The sequence below is a fragment of the Nocardia lijiangensis NBRC 108240 genome, from assembly GCF_001613045.1.
Lineage (GTDB): Bacteria > Actinomycetota > Actinomycetes > Mycobacteriales > Mycobacteriaceae > Nocardia > Nocardia lijiangensis.
The window spans coordinates 14,542-37,515 of the sequence record NZ_BDBP01000007.1; the positions used below are offsets into that span (position 1 = coordinate 14,542).

General features: G+C 66.2%; 25 protein-coding genes and 3 pseudogenes. 10 read left to right on the top strand and 18 right to left on the bottom strand.

Annotated elements, in window-relative coordinates:
- Positions 1-43: 43 nt before the first annotated feature.
- The 9 genes from NL1_RS40115 to hypA all read right to left on the bottom strand — a co-directional run bounded on the left by NL1_RS40115 (position 44) and on the right by hypA (position 7,884).
- On the bottom strand, positions 44-163 hold the full coding sequence (locus tag NL1_RS40115; protein WP_373862517.1) for a DUF6893 family small protein: 120 nt from the start codon (positions 161-163) through the stop codon (positions 44-46).
- Positions 164-178: 15 nt separating this feature from the next.
- Entirely contained in the window at positions 179-1,534 is a 1,356-nt protein-coding gene (locus NL1_RS02985) for a hypothetical protein (protein ID WP_067834034.1), read from the bottom strand.
- The gene (locus NL1_RS02990) at positions 1,531-2,178 is read right to left on the bottom strand and encodes a DUF6084 family protein (protein WP_067834036.1); all 648 of its coding nucleotides are present in this window, start codon (positions 2,176-2,178) and stop codon (positions 1,531-1,533) included. The genes NL1_RS02985 and NL1_RS02990 overlap by 4 nt, the downstream gene beginning before the upstream one ends.
- Positions 2,175-2,807: a DUF5947 family protein gene (locus NL1_RS02995; RefSeq protein WP_067834037.1), complete on the bottom strand. Its 633-nt coding sequence runs from the start codon at positions 2,805-2,807 to the stop codon at positions 2,175-2,177. Before NL1_RS02995 ends, NL1_RS02990 begins: the two co-directional genes overlap by 4 nt.
- The gene (locus NL1_RS03000) at positions 2,804-3,709 is read right to left on the bottom strand and encodes a NifU family protein (RefSeq protein WP_067834039.1); all 906 of its coding nucleotides are present in this window, start codon (positions 3,707-3,709) and stop codon (positions 2,804-2,806) included. The genes NL1_RS02995 and NL1_RS03000 overlap by 4 nt, the downstream gene beginning before the upstream one ends.
- A gap of 33 nt (positions 3,710-3,742) precedes the next feature.
- Positions 3,743-5,539, bottom strand: a complete 1,797-nt coding sequence (locus tag NL1_RS03005) for a nickel-dependent hydrogenase large subunit (protein WP_067834041.1) — start codon at positions 5,537-5,539, stop codon at positions 3,743-3,745.
- A 10-nt stretch (positions 5,540-5,549) separates the two neighbouring features.
- Entirely contained in the window at positions 5,550-6,605 is a 1,056-nt protein-coding gene (locus NL1_RS03010; protein WP_067834043.1) for an NADH-quinone oxidoreductase subunit B family protein, read from the bottom strand.
- Positions 6,606-6,688: 83 nt separating this feature from the next.
- The gene (hypB, locus tag NL1_RS03015) at positions 6,689-7,552 is read right to left on the bottom strand and encodes a hydrogenase nickel incorporation protein HypB (RefSeq protein WP_067834045.1); all 864 of its coding nucleotides are present in this window, start codon (positions 7,550-7,552) and stop codon (positions 6,689-6,691) included.
- Positions 7,510-7,884: a hydrogenase maturation nickel metallochaperone HypA gene (gene hypA / locus NL1_RS03020; protein WP_067834047.1), complete on the bottom strand. Its 375-nt coding sequence runs from the start codon at positions 7,882-7,884 to the stop codon at positions 7,510-7,512. Before hypA ends, hypB begins: the two co-directional genes overlap by 43 nt.
- A 438-nt stretch (positions 7,885-8,322) precedes the next feature.
- On the opposite strand from hypA, the gene adh reads away from it, so the two are divergent.
- The 3 genes from adh to NL1_RS03035 all read left to right on the top strand — a co-directional run bounded on the left by adh (position 8,323) and on the right by NL1_RS03035 (position 11,629).
- Positions 8,323-9,840, top strand: coding sequence for an aldehyde dehydrogenase (gene adh / locus NL1_RS03025; RefSeq protein WP_067834048.1), 1,518 nt, complete (start codon positions 8,323-8,325; stop codon positions 9,838-9,840).
- Positions 9,840-10,262, top strand: coding sequence for a DUF779 domain-containing protein (locus NL1_RS03030; RefSeq protein WP_067834050.1), 423 nt, complete (start codon positions 9,840-9,842; stop codon positions 10,260-10,262). The genes adh and NL1_RS03030 overlap by 1 nt, the downstream gene beginning before the upstream one ends.
- A gap of 152 nt (positions 10,263-10,414) precedes the next feature.
- Positions 10,415-11,629 (top strand): helix-turn-helix domain-containing protein, encoded by a 1,215-nt coding sequence (locus NL1_RS03035; RefSeq protein WP_067834051.1) that lies wholly within the window; start codon positions 10,415-10,417, stop codon positions 11,627-11,629.
- A gap of 142 nt (positions 11,630-11,771) precedes the next feature.
- Here the strand turns inward: NL1_RS03035 and NL1_RS03040 are convergent, their stop codons facing one another.
- On the bottom strand, positions 11,772-12,707 hold the full coding sequence (locus NL1_RS03040) for a MerR family transcriptional regulator (protein ID WP_067834052.1): 936 nt from the start codon (positions 12,705-12,707) through the stop codon (positions 11,772-11,774).
- 71 nt (positions 12,708-12,778) lie between these two features.
- Between NL1_RS03040 and NL1_RS03045 the strand changes: the two genes are divergently transcribed.
- Positions 12,779-13,441, top strand: coding sequence for a maleylpyruvate isomerase family mycothiol-dependent enzyme (locus NL1_RS03045; RefSeq protein ID WP_084510257.1), 663 nt, complete (start codon positions 12,779-12,781; stop codon positions 13,439-13,441).
- 40 nt (positions 13,442-13,481) lie between these two features.
- Entirely contained in the window at positions 13,482-13,814 is a 333-nt protein-coding gene (locus NL1_RS39995; protein ID WP_067834054.1) for a hypothetical protein, read from the top strand.
- Between the two features lie 21 nt (positions 13,815-13,835).
- On the opposite strand, the gene NL1_RS03055 is transcribed toward NL1_RS39995, so the two are convergent.
- Together NL1_RS03055 and NL1_RS03060 are read right to left on the bottom strand one after the other, a co-directional pair.
- Positions 13,836-14,246 (bottom strand): hypothetical protein, encoded by a 411-nt coding sequence (locus NL1_RS03055; RefSeq protein WP_156094626.1) that lies wholly within the window; start codon positions 14,244-14,246, stop codon positions 13,836-13,838.
- Between the two features lie 214 nt (positions 14,247-14,460).
- A complete protein-coding gene (locus tag NL1_RS03060) occupies positions 14,461-14,832 on the bottom strand; it encodes a winged helix-turn-helix transcriptional regulator (RefSeq protein ID WP_245673064.1) in 372 nt (123 codons plus the stop codon).
- 49 nt (positions 14,833-14,881) lie between these two features.
- Between NL1_RS03060 and NL1_RS03065 the strand changes: the two genes are divergently transcribed.
- On the top strand, positions 14,882-15,238 hold the full coding sequence (locus tag NL1_RS03065; protein ID WP_067834059.1) for a DoxX family protein: 357 nt from the start codon (positions 14,882-14,884) through the stop codon (positions 15,236-15,238).
- Positions 15,239-15,584: 346 nt separating this feature from the next.
- On the opposite strand, the gene NL1_RS03075 is transcribed toward NL1_RS03065, so the two are convergent.
- The gene (locus tag NL1_RS03075; RefSeq protein ID WP_067834063.1) at positions 15,585-15,983 is read right to left on the bottom strand and encodes a VOC family protein; all 399 of its coding nucleotides are present in this window, start codon (positions 15,981-15,983) and stop codon (positions 15,585-15,587) included.
- A gap of 103 nt (positions 15,984-16,086) precedes the next feature.
- Here NL1_RS03075 and NL1_RS03080 point away from each other — a divergent pair, with 103 nt between their 5' ends.
- Complete coding sequence (locus tag NL1_RS03080; protein ID WP_169813572.1) at positions 16,087-17,082, top strand: helix-turn-helix transcriptional regulator; 996 nt, start codon at positions 16,087-16,089, stop codon at positions 17,080-17,082.
- An 86-nt stretch (positions 17,083-17,168) separates the two neighbouring features.
- Positions 17,169-17,297, top strand: a pseudogene (locus tag NL1_RS37190) (IS110 family transposase); the annotation flags it as partial.
- 27 nt (positions 17,298-17,324) lie between these two features.
- On the opposite strand, the pseudogene NL1_RS39225 reads toward NL1_RS37190, so the two are convergent.
- From NL1_RS39225 to NL1_RS03095, 3 genes and pseudogenes are all read right to left on the bottom strand, one after another.
- Positions 17,325-17,640 (bottom strand): annotated as a pseudogene (locus NL1_RS39225) (transposase); the annotation flags it as partial.
- A gap of 76 nt (positions 17,641-17,716) precedes the next feature.
- Complete coding sequence (locus tag NL1_RS03090) at positions 17,717-18,031, bottom strand: hypothetical protein (RefSeq protein ID WP_156094628.1); 315 nt, start codon at positions 18,029-18,031, stop codon at positions 17,717-17,719.
- A 553-nt stretch (positions 18,032-18,584) separates the two neighbouring features.
- Positions 18,585-19,469 carry an SDR family NAD(P)-dependent oxidoreductase gene (locus NL1_RS03095; RefSeq protein ID WP_067834069.1) on the bottom strand — a complete coding sequence of 295 codons (885 nt, stop codon included), beginning with the start codon at positions 19,467-19,469 and terminating at the stop codon, positions 18,585-18,587.
- Positions 19,470-19,531: 62 nt separating this feature from the next.
- On the opposite strand from NL1_RS03095, the gene NL1_RS37195 reads away from it, so the two are divergent.
- Positions 19,532-20,149, top strand: coding sequence for a TetR/AcrR family transcriptional regulator (locus NL1_RS37195; protein ID WP_067834071.1), 618 nt, complete (start codon positions 19,532-19,534; stop codon positions 20,147-20,149).
- A 57-nt stretch (positions 20,150-20,206) separates the two neighbouring features.
- Here NL1_RS37195 and NL1_RS03105 read toward each other — a convergent pair.
- Positions 20,207-20,673 (bottom strand): annotated as a pseudogene (locus tag NL1_RS03105) (IS630 family transposase); the annotation flags it as partial.
- Between the two features lie 3 nt (positions 20,674-20,676).
- Positions 20,677-21,288: a TetR/AcrR family transcriptional regulator gene (locus tag NL1_RS03110; protein WP_162272679.1), complete on the bottom strand. Its 612-nt coding sequence runs from the start codon at positions 21,286-21,288 to the stop codon at positions 20,677-20,679.
- A gap of 114 nt (positions 21,289-21,402) precedes the next feature.
- Between NL1_RS03110 and NL1_RS03115 the strand changes: the two genes are divergently transcribed.
- On the top strand, positions 21,403-22,920 hold the full coding sequence (locus NL1_RS03115; protein ID WP_156094630.1) for a sulfatase family protein: 1,518 nt from the start codon (positions 21,403-21,405) through the stop codon (positions 22,918-22,920).
- Positions 22,921-22,974 lie beyond the last annotated feature (54 nt).

Sequence of the window (22,974 nt, forward strand, 5' to 3'; positions counted from 1 at the left end):
TCCTTTTGTGGCTCTTCGTTCTTGTGATGTGTCCTCCCGATCGCTACATGTGGCGAATGCGTAGATAGCGCCGGATATCCGGTATCGACCGCAGCCCGATGAGGGCGAACACCGCGGCGATCGCCGCGATGATGACGAGCGCGATGACTCCTACCGTTTCCATGGCCGGCCCTTCCTTTCATTTCTCTCGGTCTTCCTCGGACGGTCTATCGATCGGCTCGATCTCGTCGGGCGCGAAGTAGAGGTAGCGGCCGTACCACTCGTGCAGGTCGGCGGCGGGGTCGTTGGCGATGACCACCCCGACGTGCACGTCGCCGTCGACGTCTTCGTGCACCGACACCACTCGCGCGAGTTCGCCGTCGTAGAACAGATCGTGGGCGTCGGCGCGCCGGGACGGATGCAACCGAACCCGGCTGCCGCGGCTCACCAGCACACCCGCCACCACGATCGCGTCGGATTCGGGCCGAACCGCATTGTCGGCCAAGGGGTCCCACCAGTCGATACCGTCCGGCACCTCGGGAAGCACGCGCGGCGGCCCGTCAGCGGGTTCCCGCAGCACACCGTGCAGCCGGTCCAGCTGCTCGGGCGTGGTGGCGTCGCAGCGGTCGACGATCTGCGCGGCCAGCGGGTCGGTGGCGCGCGCCTGGGCCTTCTCCTCGTCGGTCATGCTCATCACGCGCAGGGTCAGGATCTCGTCGATCTCGGTCGCGTCGAAGAGCGGACCCTCGCTCTGCTCGGCGATCTGCGGGTGGTCGTAGAGGATGATCGGCGAGATCAGCAGCAGACTCCGGTCGCCGGACGGTCCGGCGAGGACCGGGAAGCATCGGTGGTGGTCGCACTGCCCGGCGGCCGCGGCCGTTTCCTGCGGCGGCTCCAGCAGGGAGACGAATTCGCCGTACTCGAGCTCGGCGATCACATGGGTACCCAGCAACGACCGAGCGAGTGCGTCCTGCGCGTCCTGCGGCGCGGCGGCGATATTGCGCACCGTGACCGTCACGCGGAGACATCCCGGCAGCTGGTCGACCGCTACTTCGACCCGGCCCTCGAGCGGCCGCCGGACGCGAACCAGCCTGCCCGCGACGGCGCCCGCGGCATCGTGCACGTCCTCGACATCGACCCCGCCCGCGACGTGCACACCGAACACCGCGGGTTCCAGCGGCAGCGGTCCGTAGTCGATCTCGTGTTCGACGGCCTCGTCCCAGCCGACCACGCTGCGCTCGCCCACCTCGAGCTCGGCGACCGGCCTGCCGTCCGGGTCTTCGACCGTCCGCCGCTGCAATTGCAGGAACCGGACGGAAAGGCTCAGCGTGGTGGCGTCGTTCGCGACGACCGGGAACTGTGCGCGCAGCACCGGATCCTCACCGATCCCGGCCTGGACCGCGCCTTCCGGACCCAGCACGCCGAATTGCCAGCGGCACTGATTCTTTCGGGAATTCGCCCGATACGGATACAGCAGGTACCCCTCGTACAGCACCGCGTCGGCGACCGCGCGCGCCCTGGCGCGCGCGGACCTGACCGATCGTCCGGTGGTCATGTCGCTTCCTGAGAAGCCGCGAGGAGCTTGGTCACCGCGTCGTCGTATCCGAGCAGGCCGCGCTGGGATTTGTAGGCCGACAGGGCGTCGAGCGTCTCGCGGGTCAAGCGGACCCAGCCCGAGTTGGGGAAGTGCGCGGCCATCAGGTCGTGCCACACCGATACCGGCATGTCGAATTTGTCCTCGCGATCCCACGGCACCTGCTGTACCGCGAAACCGCCCGCGCCCCTGATGAATACCGTGCCGCTGAACAGGAACAGCAACGGCACCGTGCCACCGCGCAACGCGTGCAGGTACTTCGATCCCGCGACCTCGAAGTCGTAGGTGCACTGCATCGGCAGATCCACTTCCGCACCACCGGTGAATCCGGGAATCGTTGTCGCGCAGTGCATCCAGAGAAACGAGCGCTGCGTGTCGTGCCATCGTTCCCTGGTGCCGAACAGGTCGGTCAGTCCGGCCGCTTCCTCGTCGGTGTAGGTACGGCGGCGCGGTTCGATCCTGATCTGCGCGCGCAACGCGATGGCGTGCACGGGCTCCTCGGCCAGCGCGGCGATGCCGACGCGCGCCGATAGCATCGGCGTCGCCGAGTACGGCTCGGGCTTGATATCCAGCACGCCGAAGGTGATCGAATAGGCCGGGCTCATCGCGAACCCCCCGTTCGAGCGCGCGCCGACATCGTGGCGAAGAACTCCTCGATGTACCGGTGTGCCTCCTGGCCACCGTCGAATCCGTGCCACAGCAGCCGCATTCGGCCGACGAACTCGTAGCAGGCATCGATGGGCAACAGCAGGCAGGCGCCGGGACGGCCGCGGTGCGGCATGCGGATCAGCAGCGCCTCGACATCCTCGGCGGCGACGTCGAGCTCCGGATGGTTCGTCAGGATCTCGCGCCACCGCGGCAAGGGAAGTTCGGACTCGGTTGCCCCTGCCGGGCCCGGATAGAAGGCGACCGTGTGCCCGAGTGCGGAGTTGCGGAAGAAGAAGGCCAGTCCGACCGGAATCTCCAGCGCGTCCCACTCCGCCTGGTCGATGACCACGTCCGGGAACGCCAGGTACCGATCCGGCACCGCCCGGTAACGCAGCTCCGCCTCACGATCGGTGAACAGCAGATAGCAGGCACGGCAGACGCACATGAGCTGCCTGCCTTCGACATTCACCACATGCTGGTGCGGCTCCCCGATCGATTCGGCGCACATTTCGCATCGCTCACCCGCCGGGACCGGAGCCGATCGCGGCGCGGTGAGACGACGCAGCACGCCGAACGGGGACGTCATCCGGCCACCTCCGCCGGAATCGCCACCGAGAGTGCACCCGAGCGCAGCAACACCGGCAACGGTTCGAGATGCCCGTCGCCGTCGACCCGCGCGCCCGCGTGGACCGCGTCGAAGTGCGCCCCGCACAACGGACACCGCAGCACGGCGTCGCCCACGGGGAAGCCCAGGCGCCGATGCAGGACCGCGCCCGCCATCGAACCGCCGCAGGCCGCACACCGATCGCGATAGACGAACAGGTCGTCACCCACACGGCAGGCCAGCACCGGCAGCCTGGCCACCGAGAATCCGCCGACTTCGCCGTCCCCGATCTGCGCGAGCTCGGGTACGGCGACCCAGCTGCCCGGATGCTCGGGCGCGGCATGCACACGCGTGAACAACGACTCGGCCGCGATCACTCCCGAGCCGGACTCCGGCTCGGCGGCGGCCACTTCGATCGCCGTGATCTCCGGCGCGGCGGCGCGCACCGCGTCTTCCACGGCCAATTCCAACGTCACCGACGACGACGGGCAGGTGCGACAGCTGCCCGCGAGCTCGAGCCGCACGACACCGTCCTCGATGCCGAGCAGCTCGACGTCGCCGCCGTGGGAACCGAGGTAGGGCCGCACACTGTCGAGCGCGGCGCGCACCCGCGTCGTCACGTCGTGCGGGTGCAGTCCGTGCACCAACAGCAGGCTCGCGACCAGGTCGTCACCGGTGAGACGCTCGATCGTGACGTCGTCGAGCAGGCTCACGATGCGCTCGAGACCCGCACCGTAGAGGTCGGCGACCTCACGGACCAGCTGCTCGGCCCGCTCCCGTGCCGCGGCGCCGCCCACGGAACTCGATTCGAGCAGCGTCTCGATGCGATCACCCGCGCTGCGCCAGCGATCGTCATCGAGTGCTGCGTCGTCGTGTCCGTCCATAGAGCCCATTTCTCCTCGCGGGCGCGTCATCCGCTACTCCGGGGTGAGCGACTGGGTGGGGGAGTGCAGCTTCTCCAGCGTCTTGCCGTTGCCGAGGTACATGTGCACGCCACACGGCAGGCACGGATCGAAACTGCGCACGGTGCGCATGATGTCGATGCCCTTGAAGTTCTCCCGGTTGTTCTCCTCGAAGATCGCCTGTCCCTGGACCGCGTCCTCGTAGGGGCCCGGCGTGCCGAAGCTGTCGCGCGGGCTGGCGTTCCACGGCGTCGGCGGATAGGGGTGGTAGTTGGCGATCTTGCCGTCTCTGATCACCATGTGATGGGAGAGGACCCCGCGCACGGCCTCGGTGAAGCCGCAGCCGATGCTCTCGTCGGGAACCTCGAAAGTCTCCCAGGTCTTGGTGTGCCCGGCACGGATCTCCTCGATCGCCTTCTCGGCGAAGTGCAGCGCGCACGCCGCCGCGTAGGCCTGGAAGTAGGTCCTGGCGCGGTCGCGTTCGATGGTGTTGCTGCCTGCCGCCGGGATCTTCCATTCGAGCTCGACCGGTCCCTTCAGGGCGGTCTTGGGCAGGTTGATCTGCACGCTGTGCCCGGTCGACTTCACATAGCCGATGTCGACCAGCCCGGCCAGCGCCGTGGTCCACAGCCTCGCCAACGGTCCGCCGCCGGTGTCCAGCGCCAGATGGTCGGTGCCGTCGAACCAGCGTGGTGACATCACCCAGCTGTACTTGTCCTCCAGGTCGCGCTTCTGCGGCTTGGGGTTGGTGTGCTGGTTCCACGGGTGCCGACGATCCACCGGATTGCCGAGCGGATCGTTCTTCACGAACATCTCCTGATCGGACCAGTCGTCGTAATACGAACTGCCCAACAGGATTCGGATGCCGAGGTTGATGTCGACCAGGCTGGTGGTGAGCAGCTTCCCGTCCAGAACCACGCCGGGGGTCACGAACATCTTGCGACCCCACTCCTCCATGTCCTTGTACGCGAAGTTGCAGACGTCCGGGTCCTGGAACGAACCCCAGCACCCGAGCATCGTGCGGCGCAGGCCCACCTTGTCGTAGCCGGGCAGCGCCTCGTAGAAGAAGTCGAACAGATCGTCGTGCATCGGCACGGCCTTCTTCATGAACTCCACGTAGCGCATCAGACGCGTCACGTAGTCGGTCATCAGCTGAATGGTCGCGACGGTGCCGACACCACCGGGATACAGCGTCGACGGGTGCACGTGCCTGCCTTCCATCAGGCAGAACATCTCGCGCGTGTACCGGCTGACCTGGAGGGCCTCGCGGTAGAACTCGCCGCTGAACGGGTTGAGGGCCCGCATGATGTCGGCGATCTTCCGGTATCCGTGCTCCTGCGCGTGCGGCGCTTCGGTGCGCTCGGCGCGCGCCAGCACGCCGGGATTGGTCTCGGAGACCATCTTCTCGCAGAAGTCCACGCCGACCAGGTTCTCCTGGAAGATGTTGTGGTCGAACATGTATTCGGCGGCTTCGCCGAGGTTGACGATCCACTCGCCCAGACTCGGCGGCTTCACCCCGTAGGCCATGTTCTGGCAGTAGCACGAGCAGGTGGCGTGATTGTCACCGCAGATGCCGCAGATCCGGCTGGTGATGAAGTGCGCGTCGCGCGGATCCTTGCCCTTCATGAAGATGGAGTAGCCACGGAAGATCGACGACGTGCTGTGGCACTCGACGACCTGCTGATTCTCGAAGTCGATCTTGGTGTAGATACCAAGGCTGCCGACGATCCGGGTGATCGGATCCCACGCCATCTCGACGAGGGCGTTCGGGTCGATCTTGCGGTGCGACGGCTCCGGAATGATTTCCGTCATCGAAGTCCTCCTACCACGTACGGGTCGCGCCGGATTCCAGCTTTTCGCCGCGGTGCCGCCAGCGCGGCTCCTTGTCCACGGTGCGGACGGTGACGTTCCGCAGGCTGCGGATCACCGATCCGTACAGCCCCGAGGTCGCCGCGGAGAACTTGCCACCGGGAGGCTCGTCCATGAACGGCATGAACTTGTCCGGGAAACCGGGCATGGTGCAGCCGATGCAGATACCGCCGACATTGGGGCATCCGCCGACGCCGTTGATCCAACCTCGTTTGGGCACATTGCATTTCACGACCGGACCCCAGCAGCCGAGTTTCACGATGCACTTCGGCGATCCGTACTCGGTGGCGAAATCGCCCTGCTCGTAGTACCCGGCGCGGTCGCATCCCTCGTGGACGGTCGCGCCGAACAGCCACTTGGGCCGCAGCGCTTCGTCGAGCGGGATCATCGGCGCCTGGCCCGTCGCCATGTAGAGCAGGTAGGTCAGGGTCTCGGAGAGGTTGTCCGGTTGGATCGGGCATCCCGGCACGCACACGATCGGAATACCGGCCTTGCTCTTCCACTCCCACCCGAGATAGTCCGGCACGCCCATCGCACCTGTCGGGTTTCCGGCCATCGCGTGGATGCCGCCGTAGGTGGCGCAGGTGCCTGCGGCCACCACGGCGGTGGCCTTCGGTGCGAGGCGATCCAGCCATTCGCTGGTCGTTATCGGCTGGCCGGTGTCGGGGTTGTTGCCGAACCCGCACCAGTAGCCTTCGGTGTGGAGCTGCTCGTTGGGGATCGATCCCTCGACGACGAGGACGAACGGCTCGAGTTCGCCGCGGTCGCCTTTGAAGAACCATTCGAGGAAATCGTCGGCCCCACCGGCCGGACCGCATTCGAAATCTATCAGCGGCCAATGGACGGCAATCTTGGGGAGACCTGGGAGCGCACCCAGGGCGATCTCCTCGATGCTGGGCTGGGAGGCGGCAGTCAGCGCCACCGAGTCGCCGTCACAACTGAGGCCTGCGTTGATCCAGAGAACGTGGATCAACGTATCTTCGGCTTTGACTGCTTCCTGAGTAGGCATGGGATGCCACCTTTCGAAGCTGGAGCGCCGGACAGGGGCTGTACTGAGAAGACCGTCCGGAATGTGACACTCGTCACGTCAGTTTATGCGGGGGTTGTGGCTTCCTCAAGGGAGGCCGATGGCGGGGACAAGTGCCCCGAAATCCATCCGTACCAGCGCGGAAAGCCCTCGCCGGTGATCGCGGACACCGGCATGATCGGCACGCCGGGATTGATCGAGTGCGCGTATTCGGCGCACCGCTCGAGGTCGAAATCGACGAAGGGGAGCAGGTCCATCTTGTTGATGATCACCAGCTCGGCGGCCGCGAACATGTGCGGATATTTCAGCGGCTTGTCCGTGCCCTCGGTCACCGAGAACACCACGACTTTGGCGAGCTCACCCAGATCGAAGAGCGCGGGGCAGACCAGGTTGCCGACGTTCTCGATGAACAGCAGCGTGCCCGGCTCGGGATCGAGTTCGTCCAACGCGTGTCGCAACATTTCGGCATCCAAATGGCAACCGGATCCTGTATTGATCTGGACGACCCGGCACCCGGTCGCCCTGATGCGTTCGGCATCGAGCAGCGTCTCTTGATCGCCCTCGATCACCGCGACAGGCCGGTCGCCCAGATCGCCGAGGGTGCGTTCGAGCAGCGTCGTCTTCCCGGCTCCCGGCGAGCTGGTGATGTTCAGCGCCACGATGCCGCCGCGCCGCAGCCGTTCTCTGTTGTGCTGGGCCAGCCGATCGTTCTTGGCGAGCACCTTCTGCTCCAGGGTCACCGTTTCGGTCACCGGCACGTGCACGTGGTCCTCGTGGTCGTGATCGTGGCCGTGCGGGTCGTCGGGCCCGTGATGGTGGTCATGACCGTGATGGTCGTGCTCGTGGTGGTGCTCGTGTTCGTGCGGCTGGTCGTGGAGGACCGTGATCACCGCTGCCGAATCGCCGCCGCATCCGCAGGTCGCGCACATGGTTCGCTCACCTCCATCGTTCGGATTCGAAGCTCCCGCCCGGACTTGATCTCGACGTCGGCGCTGCCGCATCGGCACAGCAGGATCAGGTCGGCGAGGGCGAAATCGGCGCCGCAGGACCGGCAGACCGCGGTGCCCGGCACGGTTCGTATGACGAGTTCCGCACCGTCCGCCACGGTCCCTTCGGTCGCCAGCTCGAAGCAGAACTGCATCGCCTCGGGCACAATCGCGCACAGCGCGCCGACCTCCACGGTGACGCTGTGCACCCGCCGATCCGCCGCATGCTCACACACGGCGTCGACAACACTCTGAGTTATCGCCATTTCGTGCATTGCAGCCTCGGCTTTTAGGAGATGGCCTCCTTCGAGGCTACTCCGCAGCACATCGCGCCTGGGCGGTAACGGAGAGAATTCGCCCGCGCCCCGCGCGGCGATGAATGGCGGTTTTCGCGTCGCGCCCGAGCTTCGGTTTCCGGCCTCCGGACCGCCCGTGGCGGCGGTCGATCTCCGGTGCTTCTCGCAACGCCCAGCGGATGGTCTGGTGGCGAAAGCCAAGTGTCTGAGCGGGATTCGAGTGCCGGCCGATGGTTCCGTCCGCTCCCGGTGACGCCCGACCGAGTCCTCGGACGCATGAACGCCACCATGCATCCCCGTTCCGGCGCGCCCGGCTCGCTCCGGCGGTTCAACCTTGTCTCAACCCTCGCGCGTGATAGTGATCCACACCACGACACGTCGTGTGATCCGATCCGTGACCAGCGAGGAGTATCAGTCATGACTTACGCCAAGCCCGGTGCCGAAGGCAGCGTCGTCGACTACGCGCGCCGCTACGACAACTTCATCGGGGGCGAATGGACCGCGCCGGTGGAGGGCCGCTATTTCGAGAACCCGTCGCCGGTGGACGGCGAGGTGTTCTGCGAGGTGGCGCGTTCGACCGCGCCGGATGTCGAGCTGGCGCTCGACGCCGCGCACCGTGCCGCCGACGCCTGGGGCGCGACCTCGACCACCCAGCGCGCCAACCTCCTCAACAAGATCGCCGACCGCATCGAGGACAATCTCGAGGCGCTCGCGGTCGCCGAGACCTGGGACAACGGCAAGCCCGTGCGTGAAACCCTGGCCGCCGACCTGCCTTTGGCGGTCGATCACTTCCGCTACTTCGCCGGCGCGATCCGCGCCCAGGAGGGCAGCATCTCCGAAATCGACGCCGACACCGTCGCTTACCACTTCCACGAGCCGCTGGGCGTGGTCGGTCAGATCATTCCATGGAACTTCCCGATCCTGATGGCCGTGTGGAAACTGGCGCCGGCGCTGGCGGCGGGCAACGCGGTGGTGCTCAAGCCCGCCGAGCAGACTCCGGCCTCGATCCTGAAGGTCGTCGAGCTCATCGCGGACTTGCTCCCGCCGGGAGTTGTCAACGTGGTCAACGGTTTCGGCGTGGAGGCGGGCAAGCCGCTGGCGTCCAGTCCGCGGGTGGCCAAGGTGGCGTTCACCGGCGAGACCACCACCGGCCGGCTCATCATGCAGTACGCGAGCGAGAACATCATTCCCGTCACGCTCGAGCTGGGCGGCAAGAGCCCCAACATCTTTCTGCCCGACGTGGCCGCCGCGGACGACGAGTTCCTGGACAAGGCGGTCGAGGGTTTCGTGATGTTCGCGCTCAACCAGGGCGAGGTGTGCACGTGCCCGTCGCGGGCGCTGGTGCACCGCTCCATCTTCGACGAGTTCATGAGTCGCTGCGTGGCACGAACCAAGGCCATCAAGGGCGGCAATCCGCTCGACGAGACCACCATGATCGGCGCGCAGGCCAGCAACGACCAGTACGAGAAGATCCTGTCCTACATCGACATCGGCAAGCAGGAGGGTGCCGAACTGCTCACCGGCGGTGGGCCGCGCAAGGTGGAGGATTTCGCAGGCGGCTACTACATCGAGCCGACGATCTTCCAGGGCCGCAACGACATGCGGATCTTCCAGGAGGAGATCTTCGGCCCCGTGGTGTCGGTGACGGCGTTCGACTCGGTCGACGAGGCGCTCGCGATCGCCAACGACACCCTCTACGGCCTCGGCGCCGGGGTGTGGACGCGGGACGGCAACACCGCCTACCGGCTCGGCCGCGGCATCAAGGCGGGCCGGGTGTGGACCAACTGTTACCACGCCTACCCGGCGCACGCCGCGTTCGGCGGCTACAAGAAGTCGGGCATCGGCCGGGAGAACCACCGGATGATGCTGGACCACTACCAGCAGACGAAGAACCTGCTCGTCAGCTACTCGACCACCAAGGCCGGGTTGTTCTGATGCCCGACGGCGTCGCGCGGGTCGCGCTGACCGAAAGCGCGGAAGCGTTGCTGCGCACGCTGATCCAGCGGCACGGCGCGGTGATGTTCCACCAGTCGGGCGGGTGTTGCGACGGGAGCGCGCCGATGTGCTACCCGCGCGGCGATTTTCGCGTCGGAGCGTCGGACGTGCTGCTCGGCATCCTCCCCCAGGAGACGCCGTTCTGGATGAGCGCCGACCAGTTCCGGTACTGGCGTCACACCCATCTCACCGTGGACGTGGTCGCGGGGCGCGGCAGTGGGTTCTCACTGGAAGCGCCCGAGGGCGTGCGGTTCCTGATCCGCTCGCGGTTGTTCACCGACGCCGAAACGGAGGCGCTGGAAGCGCAGCCACCACCGCCGCGCGGTTCGGACCACACGGCGCCGGACGCCGCGAACCCCTAGCGGAGCGAACAGCTCGGCTCCGGCATCGGCCTTGTCGCTGGTGCCGGAGCCGAGCCCGCTGCTGCCTTTCTCCGACCTCCGGTATTCGCGACGCGCGCGGGTTACCCTCGGTGCAGCGAGGAACCGCCGCACGGAGGGGAGGCAGTCGCGAGATGGCACGACAAAGCTCCCTCTCCCAGCGACGCGCCGCGCTGGAAAAGGAATGGGCGCGCTGGGTGCCCGCCCGCACCGTGTCCGCGGGAATCGACAGCTCCCACCTGCGCGGCGAAGTCGCCCAGTCCTGGATGAGATCTCGGCGCACCGTCGACCCCGAACTGGACTGCGCTCCCGCCGCGGCCGACGACGTCGGCGCGCGCTGGGCCGCGTCGCCGCTGCGCGCGCCGATGTCGGAACTGTCCGACCACGTGCACGCCATCACCCACGACTCCGGTTTCGTCGCCGCCGTCACCGACGAGGACGGCACCATCCTGTGGTCGCACGGCGGGGCCGTGATGCGCAGGCGCGCCGAACGTGTCGGCTTCGCACCGGGCGGGCGATGGGACGAGACCCACATGGGCACCAACGCGCTGTCGCTCACGCTGCGCACCGGGCGGCCCAGCAGCGTGTTCGCCGCCGAGCACCTCGTGGCCGCGTTGCACGAGTGGGTCTGCTACTGCGCGCCGATCCGCGGCGCGGACGGACGACAGCTCGGAGTGCTCGACCTGTCCACCACATGGGACCGGTCCCATCCGCTCGCCATGTCGACCGTGCGGACGCTGGCCACCGCCATCGAGGCCAAACTGCACCAGCACGAACGGCCCGCGTCCGGCCCTCGGCTCACCTGCCTGGGCGGCGCCGAGCTGATGCGCGGCGACGAACGGATTCGGCTGCGGCGCAGGCATTTCGAGATTCTCACCTTGCTCGCGCTGGAACCCGACGGCTTCACGCCGGAGCGGTTGCAGCTGGCCATCTACGGCGACCGTGCGCCCGCGGCGAGCACGGTGAAAGCCGATGTCTCCCACCTGCGCCGCACTGCGGTCGGCGACATCACCAGCCGCATCTACCGATTGGCCACTCCGCTCTCCTGCGACGCGGCCGACGTCCTCGCCGCACTCGGCGCGGGGGACACCGCCACCGCGGTCCGGCTGTATCGCGGGCCCTTGCTTCCCGGGTCACAGACACCCGGCATCGTCGAATGGCGGGAGTATCTGAAAGTCGGCGTCCGCACCGCGGTCCTGGCATCGGACGACCCCGTGCTCGCGCTGCACTACGGCGAAAAAGCGCTCGAGGACAGTGAGATCCATGAACACGCCAGCCTGCTGCTGCCCGCCGCCGACGCGCGGCGTGCGATCGCAACCGCCCGCCTGCGAGCGGCGCTGCGCTGCTGAGGTCGCCGAAAGTCTTGTCCGGCACGCGATTCCGATGACCGCGCATCCCGCGTAGGTCACACCCTGGTTCAGAATCGAGTCCTTCTTCTGAACCCCGCCCGAATCGAAATCCGTGCGGTCGTCGGCCGGGTCTGCCGAGTCGTCACGGCACTGGCGTCGTTGGATCGATCGATCGTTGCAGTGCCTGGTACAGCCAGAATTGGGCGGCCCCGGCGGTGGTTGTTCCGGTGATCTCGGTGGTGAGTTTCCAGTACCGGTGGATGCGCGGGTCGGTGTCGTTGCCGCCGTGCAGAAGTCGGTGCCGGAAGCGTGGTGTGTCGCGTTCGCGGCGGGCGGTGGCGTGGGCGGCGAGGAATTGATCGAGCTCGGCTCCTGGCCGTGGTTCGATGTGGGCGACGACCAAGTGCCCTGCGATCCCACAGGCTTCGGCGACACCGGTCAGGAGTTCCCGTTTGTGGTGGATGCCGGTGGGGTCGGGCCGCCAGAGCTGGCGTGACATCGCGGGCGCCGAGGCCGGATCGGCGGTGACGGTGACGAGTTCGGCGTAGGCGACGACCTGGCGGGGAGTGGGGTCGGTCGGTGGCGCCGGGATGTTCATCGCGACGAATCCGTCGAACATGTCCGACGGCAGGGGCGCGAGCAGTCGTCGCCAGAAGATGACGAGGTTGTCGTAGGCGGTGTGGCGGTCGTGGACGGAGGTGAGCAATGCCAAGCGCGCGGCTCGCCGGGGCGGCGGTGCGTCCTCGACCGCGACCAGCGAGGCCCGTCGCCACGTCAGCGCGCCCAATTCGGTGTCGAGCGCGGCACGTTCGGCGGCCACGGCCTCGGTGATCGACATCGCGCCGGTGAGAACGTCGACGATCGCAGCCAGGCTCAGGCCGAGCCCGCGGAGCCTGCGCACCAACAGCACCTGGTCGACCGTGGTGACCGGATCGAACAGCCGGTGACCACCCGAGCTGCGCCGTGGCTGGAGTATGCCTTCGTCGCAATAGAAGCGCAGGGTGCGGACGGGTACGCCGGTCTTCCTGGACAACTCTCCGATGCCCACCAAGCCGTCGCGGCGCGTGTTCTCGGTCACAATCGCTGGAACCTCCACCCCACTGGAATTCCTACCGTACTGGAACATCCACCGGGAGAAGGAGAATGCGGATGCCCGCCGACGAACCGATGACCACCGAGCAGATCTGGCGAGCTGTCGCCACCGAACGCTCGACTCTGGCCAACACGCTGGCGTCTCTGCCCGAAGCGGCCTGGGACCACGACTCCCTGTGTGACGACTGGCGAGTTCGCGATGTCGTCGCGCACGTGATTCTGTCCGCCCGGCCGAATCTCGGCTCGATCCTGGTCAATCTGATTCGCGCCCGCGGTGATCTCGACCGGTTGATCCGCGACACCGCCGTTCGCCACGCGCAACGCCGCACGACCGGGCAGCTGCTCGCCGAGCTGCGCGACAGCATCGACGCACGGGTCGCGGCTCTCGGCACGACCCCGGCCGACCGGCTGATGGATGTGCTCGTGCACGGCCAAGACATCGCCGTCCCCCTCGGAATTACGCGTGAAATGCCCGTCGCCGCTGCGCGATCGGCCATCCAGCGAGTCTGGGAGATGGGTTCCCCGTTCCACGCCCGGGAGAAATTCAGCGGTTACCGCCTCGTGGCGACCGACGACGAGTGGACTGTCGGCGACGGACCGGTGATCGAAGGATCGCTGACCGCCTTGCTCCTGCTGACGACCGGGCGCGACGTTGCACTGGATCAGCACACCGGCGATGGGGTGACAAGGTTGAAGCTGAACACCACCGGAAACCGTTAGCGGGGCGGCCCTTTCGGGAGCGTGCCTTGACTATCTGGCGGTGAGTGCCGAGATCACGACGCCGCTGTTCCCCTCGCAGGTCTTCGAGCCGGTGCTGGACCTACTGTCGCGACTCGGGGTGGTCCGGCACGGGCAGTCCGCCGTTCTGCGCGCACTGAGCCGAGCCGAGCGCGCCCCCGAAACTACCGCGGAACTCGGCGAATTCCTGCGCAATCAGCGCGCCCGACGGCTGCCCGAACCGGGCGCGGTGTGGTCGGGTACCCGCCGGGTGCCCGGCATGCGGCGCGAGGAGGTCGCGCAACTGGCCGGGGTGAGATGTCGGTTACACACTCTGTGTGCGCCGAACGCCGGATGCAGTGCGAACGTCCCCTGATTGCGCCCGCAGCCCCTGCCCTTATTCGCCGCCGAAGAATCCATCAAGAAACCAACCGCGACTACCACGCCGAAGAGCGTCAGCCACACGCTGTTGCTGGTCAGGGGTCAGCGGCTGACCGCCCGGCAGGCCCTCCGCCACCCGGATTGTGCCGCGCGCAATACGCGCCTGCATGTCGTCGATCTTCTTCGCATCGCGGCGGGCGTCGTAGGTGAACGAGTACAAGTCATTCATAGGGTCGGGCGGGATCTGCCTTCCTCGAATGATGAGCCGGCACCACCACAACGACCTCGACGATCCAAAAGGAATCAGGTCCACTCGCTCGATGTCGTCGACCAGGACATGCACCGGCGACTGCGCGGCTTTCCATTTCGAATGATGGTTCCAGTCCTCGAATACCACGTGGGTAGGCGTCCACGTCAACGACTTCATGATGCTCCTGTCACCTTGACATCAACCACCAATCTGTCTTGGGTCAAGATCTTCGCAGGATCTGGCTGGTCACATGGTTGATGCCATGGCTGGTGAGATCGCTCGAGAGCGGTCGGTAATGGCGAGTTGAGGGCGTTCGATCCGGCAACCGACAGCATCAGGGTGTCTCGTGAGCATTCGTTCGCGAGACGCAAGGTGTGGGATGTCCGGAACCCTAGTGCGACTGGTTCGCGGCTGCCGATTCCTGGAAGTCGACGAGTGCTTCTCCGTGCGCCTGCGCCCACTCCGTCAGCATCGCTATCGGCTCCTGGAGCGTCCGGCCGAGCGGGGTCAGGCTGTATTCCACCCGTGGGGGCACTTCGGCATACCGCTGTCGATCGATGAGGCCGTTGCTCTGCAGGCGGCGGAGGGTCTGGGTTAGCACCTTCCGGGAGATCCCGCCGGACAGAGCGACAAGTTCACTGTGCCGCTTGGGGCCGTCTTTGAGCGCGTACAGAGTGACTACGGACCACTTGTTCGCGATGACCTCGAGTGCTGTACGCGCAGGACAGTCGGACATGAACATGATTCCGGCAGGAGGGCTCACGGTCCGAAGGTTACCAAAGGGTACCTATCGGATTCCTAGCGTTGTCGTCATGCAAATCACAGCCCTGATCCTGTCCGTCCTGCTCGCTCTGGCGATGCTCCACTCCGGAGTGATGAAGTTCGTCCGCCCAGCATGGCTACGCCAATTCGCCGAAGCGGTCCACCTCACTACTTCCCAGCTCACCGTGCTCGGGAGCCTGCAGATCGCCGCGACGGTCGGTCTCATCTGGGGCATCTGGTTCCCGCCCTTCGCGATCGCCGCCGCGATCGGGCTGGTGCTCTACTTCGGCGGCGCGATCGTTGCCCACATCCGCAGCGGCGACCGGAACATGCTGGGAGCCATGGTCTTCCTCGCGTTCTCGATCGCGACGTCAGTCGTGCTCGTTCTCAATGTTCTCCTCGCCTGAGCCCGCGTTTCTACCTCGGCGGCTGGCTGAAGTCGCGGAGAAGTTCCCCACGGGAAGGCGACAGGGCCATGTACTCACGAATCTTTCCGCGAACCAAAGGCATGGAGCTGTCGATGATGTAAGGCAACGAAGTCCACAGGCTGACTACAGTCAGCAAAAGCATCCCCAAATGGCCCCTCTTCAGCCACTCCCTGCACGGCACCCGATGGGAGGCAAGCCATTTGAGAGCCACACCAGACCAGACGGTGGGCAGCCGAATATTGGGAGCATCCCACCGGGCACCTGAATCAAATCCTGGCCGGGACCTGACCCTGGCACCAGTCTCTAACTAGCCGATGAGTGGATGTCAACCGGCGAACTTCGCGGCGGCCTGCGCGGTGACCGGGGTGAAGAGGTTGATCAGGTTGCCGTCGGGATCGCGAAACAGCAACGACCGGTTCCCCCACGGCATCGTCGTGGGCTCGTTGACGAAATCCTCGACCGTATCTCGCAACCGCCGGTAATCGGCATCGACGTCGGGGACCAGGAATTCGATGATCGCGGTGTGATTGTCGGCTGGGTGCGCGCTGCCCGCAGCGAACAGCGCCACGGTGCGGGTGCTTCCGATCGCGAGGGTGCCGGCCGGTGTGACGATTTCGGCGAAATCCGGTGTAGCCCAGTTTGCTTCGACGCCGGTCACGTGCTGATAGAAACTGACCAGCCGCTGGATGTCGTCAGTGATCAGACGGATCGAGACGAGCTTCATTGTGTGCTCCTGCTGTCGGATGAGGCGGAGGTTCCACCGCCGCACGCCACGGTAGAGCCGATACTGGACAGTTTCCGCCCAGTATGGATGCGAGAATTTCCCGATGACGCGCCCCACCGCCCGAGTGCTGGCCCTGCTCGAGCTGTTGCAGACCGGCGGTACTCATACCGTCGGCGAACTCGCCGGACGGCTCGGCGTCGATGAACGCACCGTCAGGCGATACGTCACCCATCTCACCGACCTGGATATCCCGGTCCGATCGGTGCGGGGCCGCTACGGGGGATACCGGCTCGCTCCCGGATACCGAATGCCACCGCTGATGCTGACCGACGACGAGGCGGTGGCCGTGTTACTCGGGCTCCTCACCAGCCGCGGCGCCGACCGGCCGACAGCGGCCGCCCGCGCAGCCGACAGCGCGACGGCCAAACTCCGCCGCGTCCTACCCCCACGTCTGACGGCCCGGCTGGACGCACTGATCAACACCGTGGAATTCACCGCCGCCGCGCGCCCGGAAGGAGCTGTCGAGACCGCCGTCCTGCTCCGGCTCGCCGAGGCCACCCGCGAGCACCGACCGGTCGCAATCGGGTACACCGACCGAAACGGGCGGTCCAGCCAACGGACCGTGCACCCATACGGGCTCGTCGACCACTCCGGCCGGTGGTATCTGACAGGGATGGACAGCAACAGCGACGAACTACGCCAGTTCCGGCTGGACCGCATCACCGCGGTGAGCACACAGCCCGGAACGTTCGCTCCGCCCACCGGATTCGAGCCAGCCGCTCATCTGCTGTCCGCATTAGCCAACGCGCCCTATCGGCACGAGGTATCGATCCGAGTCCAGGGCACACTCACCCAGGTCCGCCCGCTGCTCCCTGCGACGATCGCGACCGTGCATGAGATCGACTCGCAGCCCGCTGACACCAACCCGTGGGTCCGGATCCGAATCCGCGCCGAACAGCTCGACTGGATTCCCGCCCTCCTCGCCGGCCTGAACCGCCCGTTCATCATCGAGCACCCCGACACACTCAACGACGCCGTACGCGCCCTGGCCCGCCGACTCACCGCGGCCGCCGACGGCCGATACCAAACCCATAGGTAGCAGCCCGGACGCTCGATAATCAGCGTAAGGCGTTTTGTGTCAAGCGCTTCGGTCGATTACGGCAAACATCGCTGCGTGGCCTGGACCACCACCCGGCACTACGCCAACTCGCCAACCGCCTCGTCGGAATCCTGCACGGCTGCCTCAAAACCCGCACCACCTACAGCGAGGTCGCCGCACAGTCTCCACCCACCGAACATTCCACCGCTGCTTGACATCCAAGGCCCTGGGATGTCTTTTTTCGCCCGCACATGCGAGCCGTCGGGGATGACCCGGTCGAAATCGATCAACCCGGCAGCGTGGCAATGGGCGAGCATCGTCTCGTGCATGGCTTCGAACACTCCGGCCTCTCTGCCAGTCCCTCACTCTGCGCCAGCAGGTCATCCCGGACCCGAAACCCAACTCCTGGGGCAGGTCTTCCCACCCGATCCCGGTGAACAACACGAACAGTATCCCCTGCAACACCAGCCGGTCGTCCATCCGCGCCGGACCGGGTGTCCCCGCCGCCCGGACCGGCAGTAGCGGTTCGATCAACGCCCACAACTCGTCATCCACAATCCACGGTGCCGCCGCGACGAAACATACTGCACCGCAACGATAATCACCGCTACTCAAACGAACCTGTCAGGCGCTCTCAGGTGGCCTTTTTGCCACGGCGGTGCTCGATCCAGGCATCCAGCGCGTCCCGGAAGAACTCGACCTCCTTGGGGGTCAAGTCGAAGTCGACTACCCAGTCCTCGGCCATGACGAGTGCGCTCAGGATGTCGCTGTCCTCCGATTCGCCGACGATCTCGAAGTGGTGTCCATCCTCGGTGTCCATGGACAGACAGAAGCCGTCGTGCTCGGGTACTTTCACCTCCTGGTTCAGAATTTCGGCCATGGTCAGCCCCGCCTCGATGTCGAGTACTTCGCCGATCCCCCTGGCGAAGTCCTCGTGATGCTCCTCCACCTTTCGCGCGTAGCCATACTCGAGAAAGGCGTCCACTACCTCGCGGTTCTTTTTTGCTAGCTGGGCGTTGGCGAAGCTGACCAGGCATGTCGTGCAGAAGCGGACTGGCCCCAGGTCGACGCCGGGCTCCTGGACCGGAAAGACGGCTGGCTCACTGCATCTTTCGCATGGTGGTGTCACTTCTTCTCCTCACTTCCGAACGGGATTCTTTCGATGCTGTAGACGGCAACGGGGTCGGGCCCCGGGTTCGGGCAATGAAGTGTCCGTCGCCGTCGCCCTCCGAGAACAACAGCCCCGAGGAGTTCTCTCCGATCCACTGCTTGGCGGACTTCTTGGTTGGCAGGGCTCGCACAGGGCTGTCAGCGGGTACCTCGTTTCCCCTGGTAGTAGAAGGTTTCCGTGAGGTACGCCCTTTTCGCTACTCAGAAAGTCCCGCTTACGGGCGCGAGACGAGATACACAGGATCCGCATATTTGGTTTGTTTCCCAGCAAGAAAAGACCGCTTGACGTTCTCGGTCTCTCGCCGTTCGTGCGCTGCCCTATGGGGAACGGTCTAGCCGCTCAGGAAGCGCTGGGTGGCGTCGTAGACGTCGCGTTGGTAGGCACGATCGAGGGAGCGGGCCGAGGACAGCTTGACACGTCCGGTGTCCACGACGCGGACCGCACGGATATAGCTGCCGCTGGGGTGTGCGGCGGGGCGGGTGGCCGTGGCGACCACCGTGCGCGCAGGCCGCTCGGGGGAGGACATCAACGGTGCGCCGAGGAGGCCGATGAGGTGCAGCGGACCGCCCGCACTGCGCTGGAATCCGGTGCGCACTGCCCCCGGATCCACCGCGTACACCGCGATCCGGTCACGCCACCGTTCGGCCAGCGCGTAGGTGTAGGCGAGGTTGGCGAGTTTGCTCGACGCGTACGCGTGCATCTGCGTCCACTCCCCCGGAAGTGCCCAGTCCTGGATCGGGCGGGCCCGCGCTTCCAGGTACGAGGTCATCATGATCACCCGCGCTGGTGAATTCCGCTGTTCACCGATCGGTTTCAGGAGCGATTCGAGGCCGCGGGTAAGTCCGGCGACCGCCAGGTGATTGACGGCCACGGTCCGTTCGACGCCGTCCACGGTGAGGCCGTGCCGATCGAACGCGGCGCCCGCGTTGTTGACCAGGACGCCGAGACCGTCCGGTGCGGCGCGGTGCACCTGATCGACCAGTCGCCGCACCCCCGAACGTGTTTCAAGGTCGGCATCGACGGGAATCAGGCCGCCCGGCACGTCGCCCATGCGCGCTGCCGTGTCCCGCGCACGCTCCGCGGTGCGCCCGTGCACCAGTACGGTCCAGCCGAGCCGCGCCAGCGTTCGACCAACCGAAAATCCGATACCGCTGCTCGCTCCGGTCACCAGCGCGGTCGAAGCCGATGGGACTACCAATGGATTCGTTGTGTCCATTGCTCTTATTCTCGGAGCGCAGAATGGAATGGCAATACCAAAATCGAGTACGGAGAAGCCCGATGCCCGCGTCCACCGACACCCTGACCGCCAAAGGACTGCGCAGCCGCGCCAGGATCGTCGACGCCGCCGCGCGCCTGATGCTCGCGAACGGTGCGCACGGCACCACGATGGAGGCGATCCAGCACGAGGCGGGCGTCAGCGCCTCGCAGCTCTATCACTACTTCGACAACAAACGGGACCTGCTAGCGGCGGTCATCCAAGCCAGCACGGAGGTCGTGGTCGCCAACAAGTGGCTGCTCGAAATGCGCTCGCTACACGATCTCCGCGCGTGGCGGGATGCGGTGGTCGCCGCGGCGCGCGCGACCGGCTGTCGCACCGGGTGTCCGCTGGCCTCGTTCGCCGAGGACATCCCCGACACCGATCCGGACCTCCTCGAACTGGTGGCCGCCGGATTACGCCGCCTCACCGCCGCCGTCGCCGAGGGCCTCACCGCCATGCGCGATGCAGGAGAACTGCGCCCGGACACCGATATCGACCGCCTGGCGCTCGTCGTGGTCACCGCCTACGAGGGCGGCATGCTCGTCTCCCGGGCCCAGCGCGAACCCGCACCGCTGGAAGCAGCGCTCGACGCCGCCCTCGCCTGTGTCGAGACACAGGCCGCTCGCACGGATCGGTGACATCGAACGGATCGCGGCCCCAATGACAGCCCACACCGACCTACTGCGCAATACGACCTAGTGTCGTGAGTCGTTAATTCGTTTGCAGTAGCAGGCGACTGATTCGAGGATCTGATCCGCGGTCTTGGTCCACACGTAGGGACGTGGATCGTCGTTCCACGTGTCGATCCATGCGCGGATGTCGGCGTTGAGTCGCCGGACCGAGGTGTGGGTGCCGCGCCGCAGTTTCTGGTGGTCAGCTCCGCGAACCAGCGTTCGACCAGGTTCAGCCATGAGGAGCTGGTCGGGGTGAAGTGCAGCACGAACCTGGGATGTGTTGTGAGCCAGCGCTTTACCGCTGGCGTCTTGTGGGTGGAGGCGTTGTCGAGGACCAGGTGCACGTCCAGATCGGTGGGCACCTGGGCATCGATCTTTCGGAGAAAGGCGAGGAATTCGGTGGCCCGGTGACGGGCGTGCAGCGAACCGATGACCTTGCCGGTGGTCAGGTCCAGGGCGGCATAGAGGCTGGAGGTGCCGTGACGGACGATTCAGCGCCCGGGACCAGCCGAGTTCATAGCGATGGCCGATCGGACGAACCGAGCAACGGCGTCGATGCGCTCGGATCCGCCGTCGCCGCCGACCTGGACCACGGTGAGCGCGACCGCGGTGAAAATGGCCTCCAACGCCACCGCCGTGTCGTGCGGATCGAGATGTTCGGAAACCTCACCCGACTGCTGCCCGGCGCGCAGCACGGTTTCGAAGGCCGCGCGGACGCGGCGGGTCACCTCGCCGTCGACCAGCCGGGTGAGCAACTCGGGCTCGCGGCCGGCGAGCACGCGCAATACCAATGGGTGAGCGGACAACCCGCTGACGAACCGGCCGAGGATCTGCTGCCAGTACCGATCGTCGGGTGCGCCGGGCGTGGCGAGCGCGTCGTCGCACAGCCGCCCGGCATCGCGATCGAACGCCGCGACGAAGAGCGCTTCCTTGTCGGCGAAATGGAAATACACCGCAGACGGGGCGAGCCCCAGATCGCGCGCCAGGGCGGCGAGCGAGGTGTTTCGGAAGCCTTGATCGGCGAAACGGCGGGTCGCGGTATCGAGGATCAGCTGCCGCGTCTGTTCGCCGCGCATCGTGGGCGAGGATCCGGATCGTGGCATTCCTGAACAGTAGCGCGGGGCAGTCACCCGGCCGTAACAGGTTAACTGAATGCATTGCTCAATCATTCAGTTACAGTGGTCCCGTCGCCACCATTGATCGAAGGATGTGCCGCGTTGCCGACTCCCGCCCTCAATCGCCGCCGAGTTCTCGCCATGATGGCGGCCGCCCCGGCCCTCCCGGTGCTGGGTGCACGGGCCACCCCCGCTTCGGCCGCACCGTCCGGCCGTCCCAATATCCTGGTGTTGATGACCGACCAGGAGCGCGCCGATATCACTCTGCCACAAGGGTTTTCCCTGCCAGCCCGGTCCAGGCTGGCAGCCGGCGGCGTGCGGTTCGCCATGCATCACACACCCACGGCACCGTGTTCGCCCGCTCGCTCCACGTTCTTCACCGGCTTGCACGCCCCGGTCACCGGCATGCGCGACAACGTGCGCGGCACCGAGCTGATCGCCACGATCATGGGGCCGCTGCAATCCTGGAGCCCCAACCTCGACAGCGCGCTGCCCACGCTCGGCACAGTATTGCGGAGCGCCGGTTATCGCACCGCCTACATCGGCAAGTGGCATCTGTCCGACCCGGTCGCCGCCGTCCCGGATGCGTTGTCCGCGTATGCCTTCGACGAAGCGATCGGTATCCTCGGCGGCGGCGGCCCGAACGAGGGCACCCACGAGGATCCGGAAGTCGTCGGCCACGCGGTGGACTGGCTCGAGCGTCACCGCGACGACACCGAGCCGTGGTTGTGCGTGGTCAGCATGGTGAACCCGCACGACATGATGTTCTGCCCCAGGTTCTATCGACTCGAAGACATCCCCGACTACGGTGCCCGAGTCCCGGAGAACTTCGAATCCGATCTCTCCGCCAAACCGCGAGTGCAATCGGTGTGGCGCGACCTGAACCAGGTCGTCGGCGGTGCCATGCCCAACGACGTGACCTCGGCGTCGAGCCGGCACCAGTGGCAACAGTGGGGCAACTGGTATCTGGAATTGCTGCGCCGAACCGACGAACACCTGGCGACGGTGCTCGCCGCACTCGACCGCAGCGGGGCGGCAAGCGATACCGTCGTCGTCCAGGTCGCCGATCACGGCGAACTCGGTGGTGCACACGGTCTTCGGCAGAAGGGCGCGATGATCTACCGGGAGAACCTGCGCGTCCCCCTCGTCATCGCGGACCCGAGAAACCCCGCCACACACGGCAACACAGTGACCTGCCCGACCTCGCACATAGACCTGCTGCCGACACTCGCCGCGCTGGGCGGCACGGCAGCCACCTCGCCGATAGCGGGCCGGGACCTCACTCCGCTGCTGACGAACCCGTCCGGTTCGATCCGCGACGCCATACTCGTCAGCTCCGACGCCAAATCCAGCGGCGGACAGGTACCCGGAGTGAACTACTGCCTCCGAGGTACCGTCACACCCCGCTACAGCTTCGGCCGCTACTCGACACCGGACCGGCTCGACGGCCCACGACCTGAATTCGAATACGAACTCTACGATCGCCACACCGACCCACTCGAACTGCACAACCTCGCGCACAACGGCGGCGCGACCGCGCTGGTCGAAGAAATGAATGACCTCGTGGATGCCCTGATAGCTGCAGAACTCGAGTCATTGGGCCCGTGGCTTCACTGGTGAATCTCCGCGTGGTCTCTGCCTGGTCGGGGTGAGCATGGTGGGCGCGGTCCGACT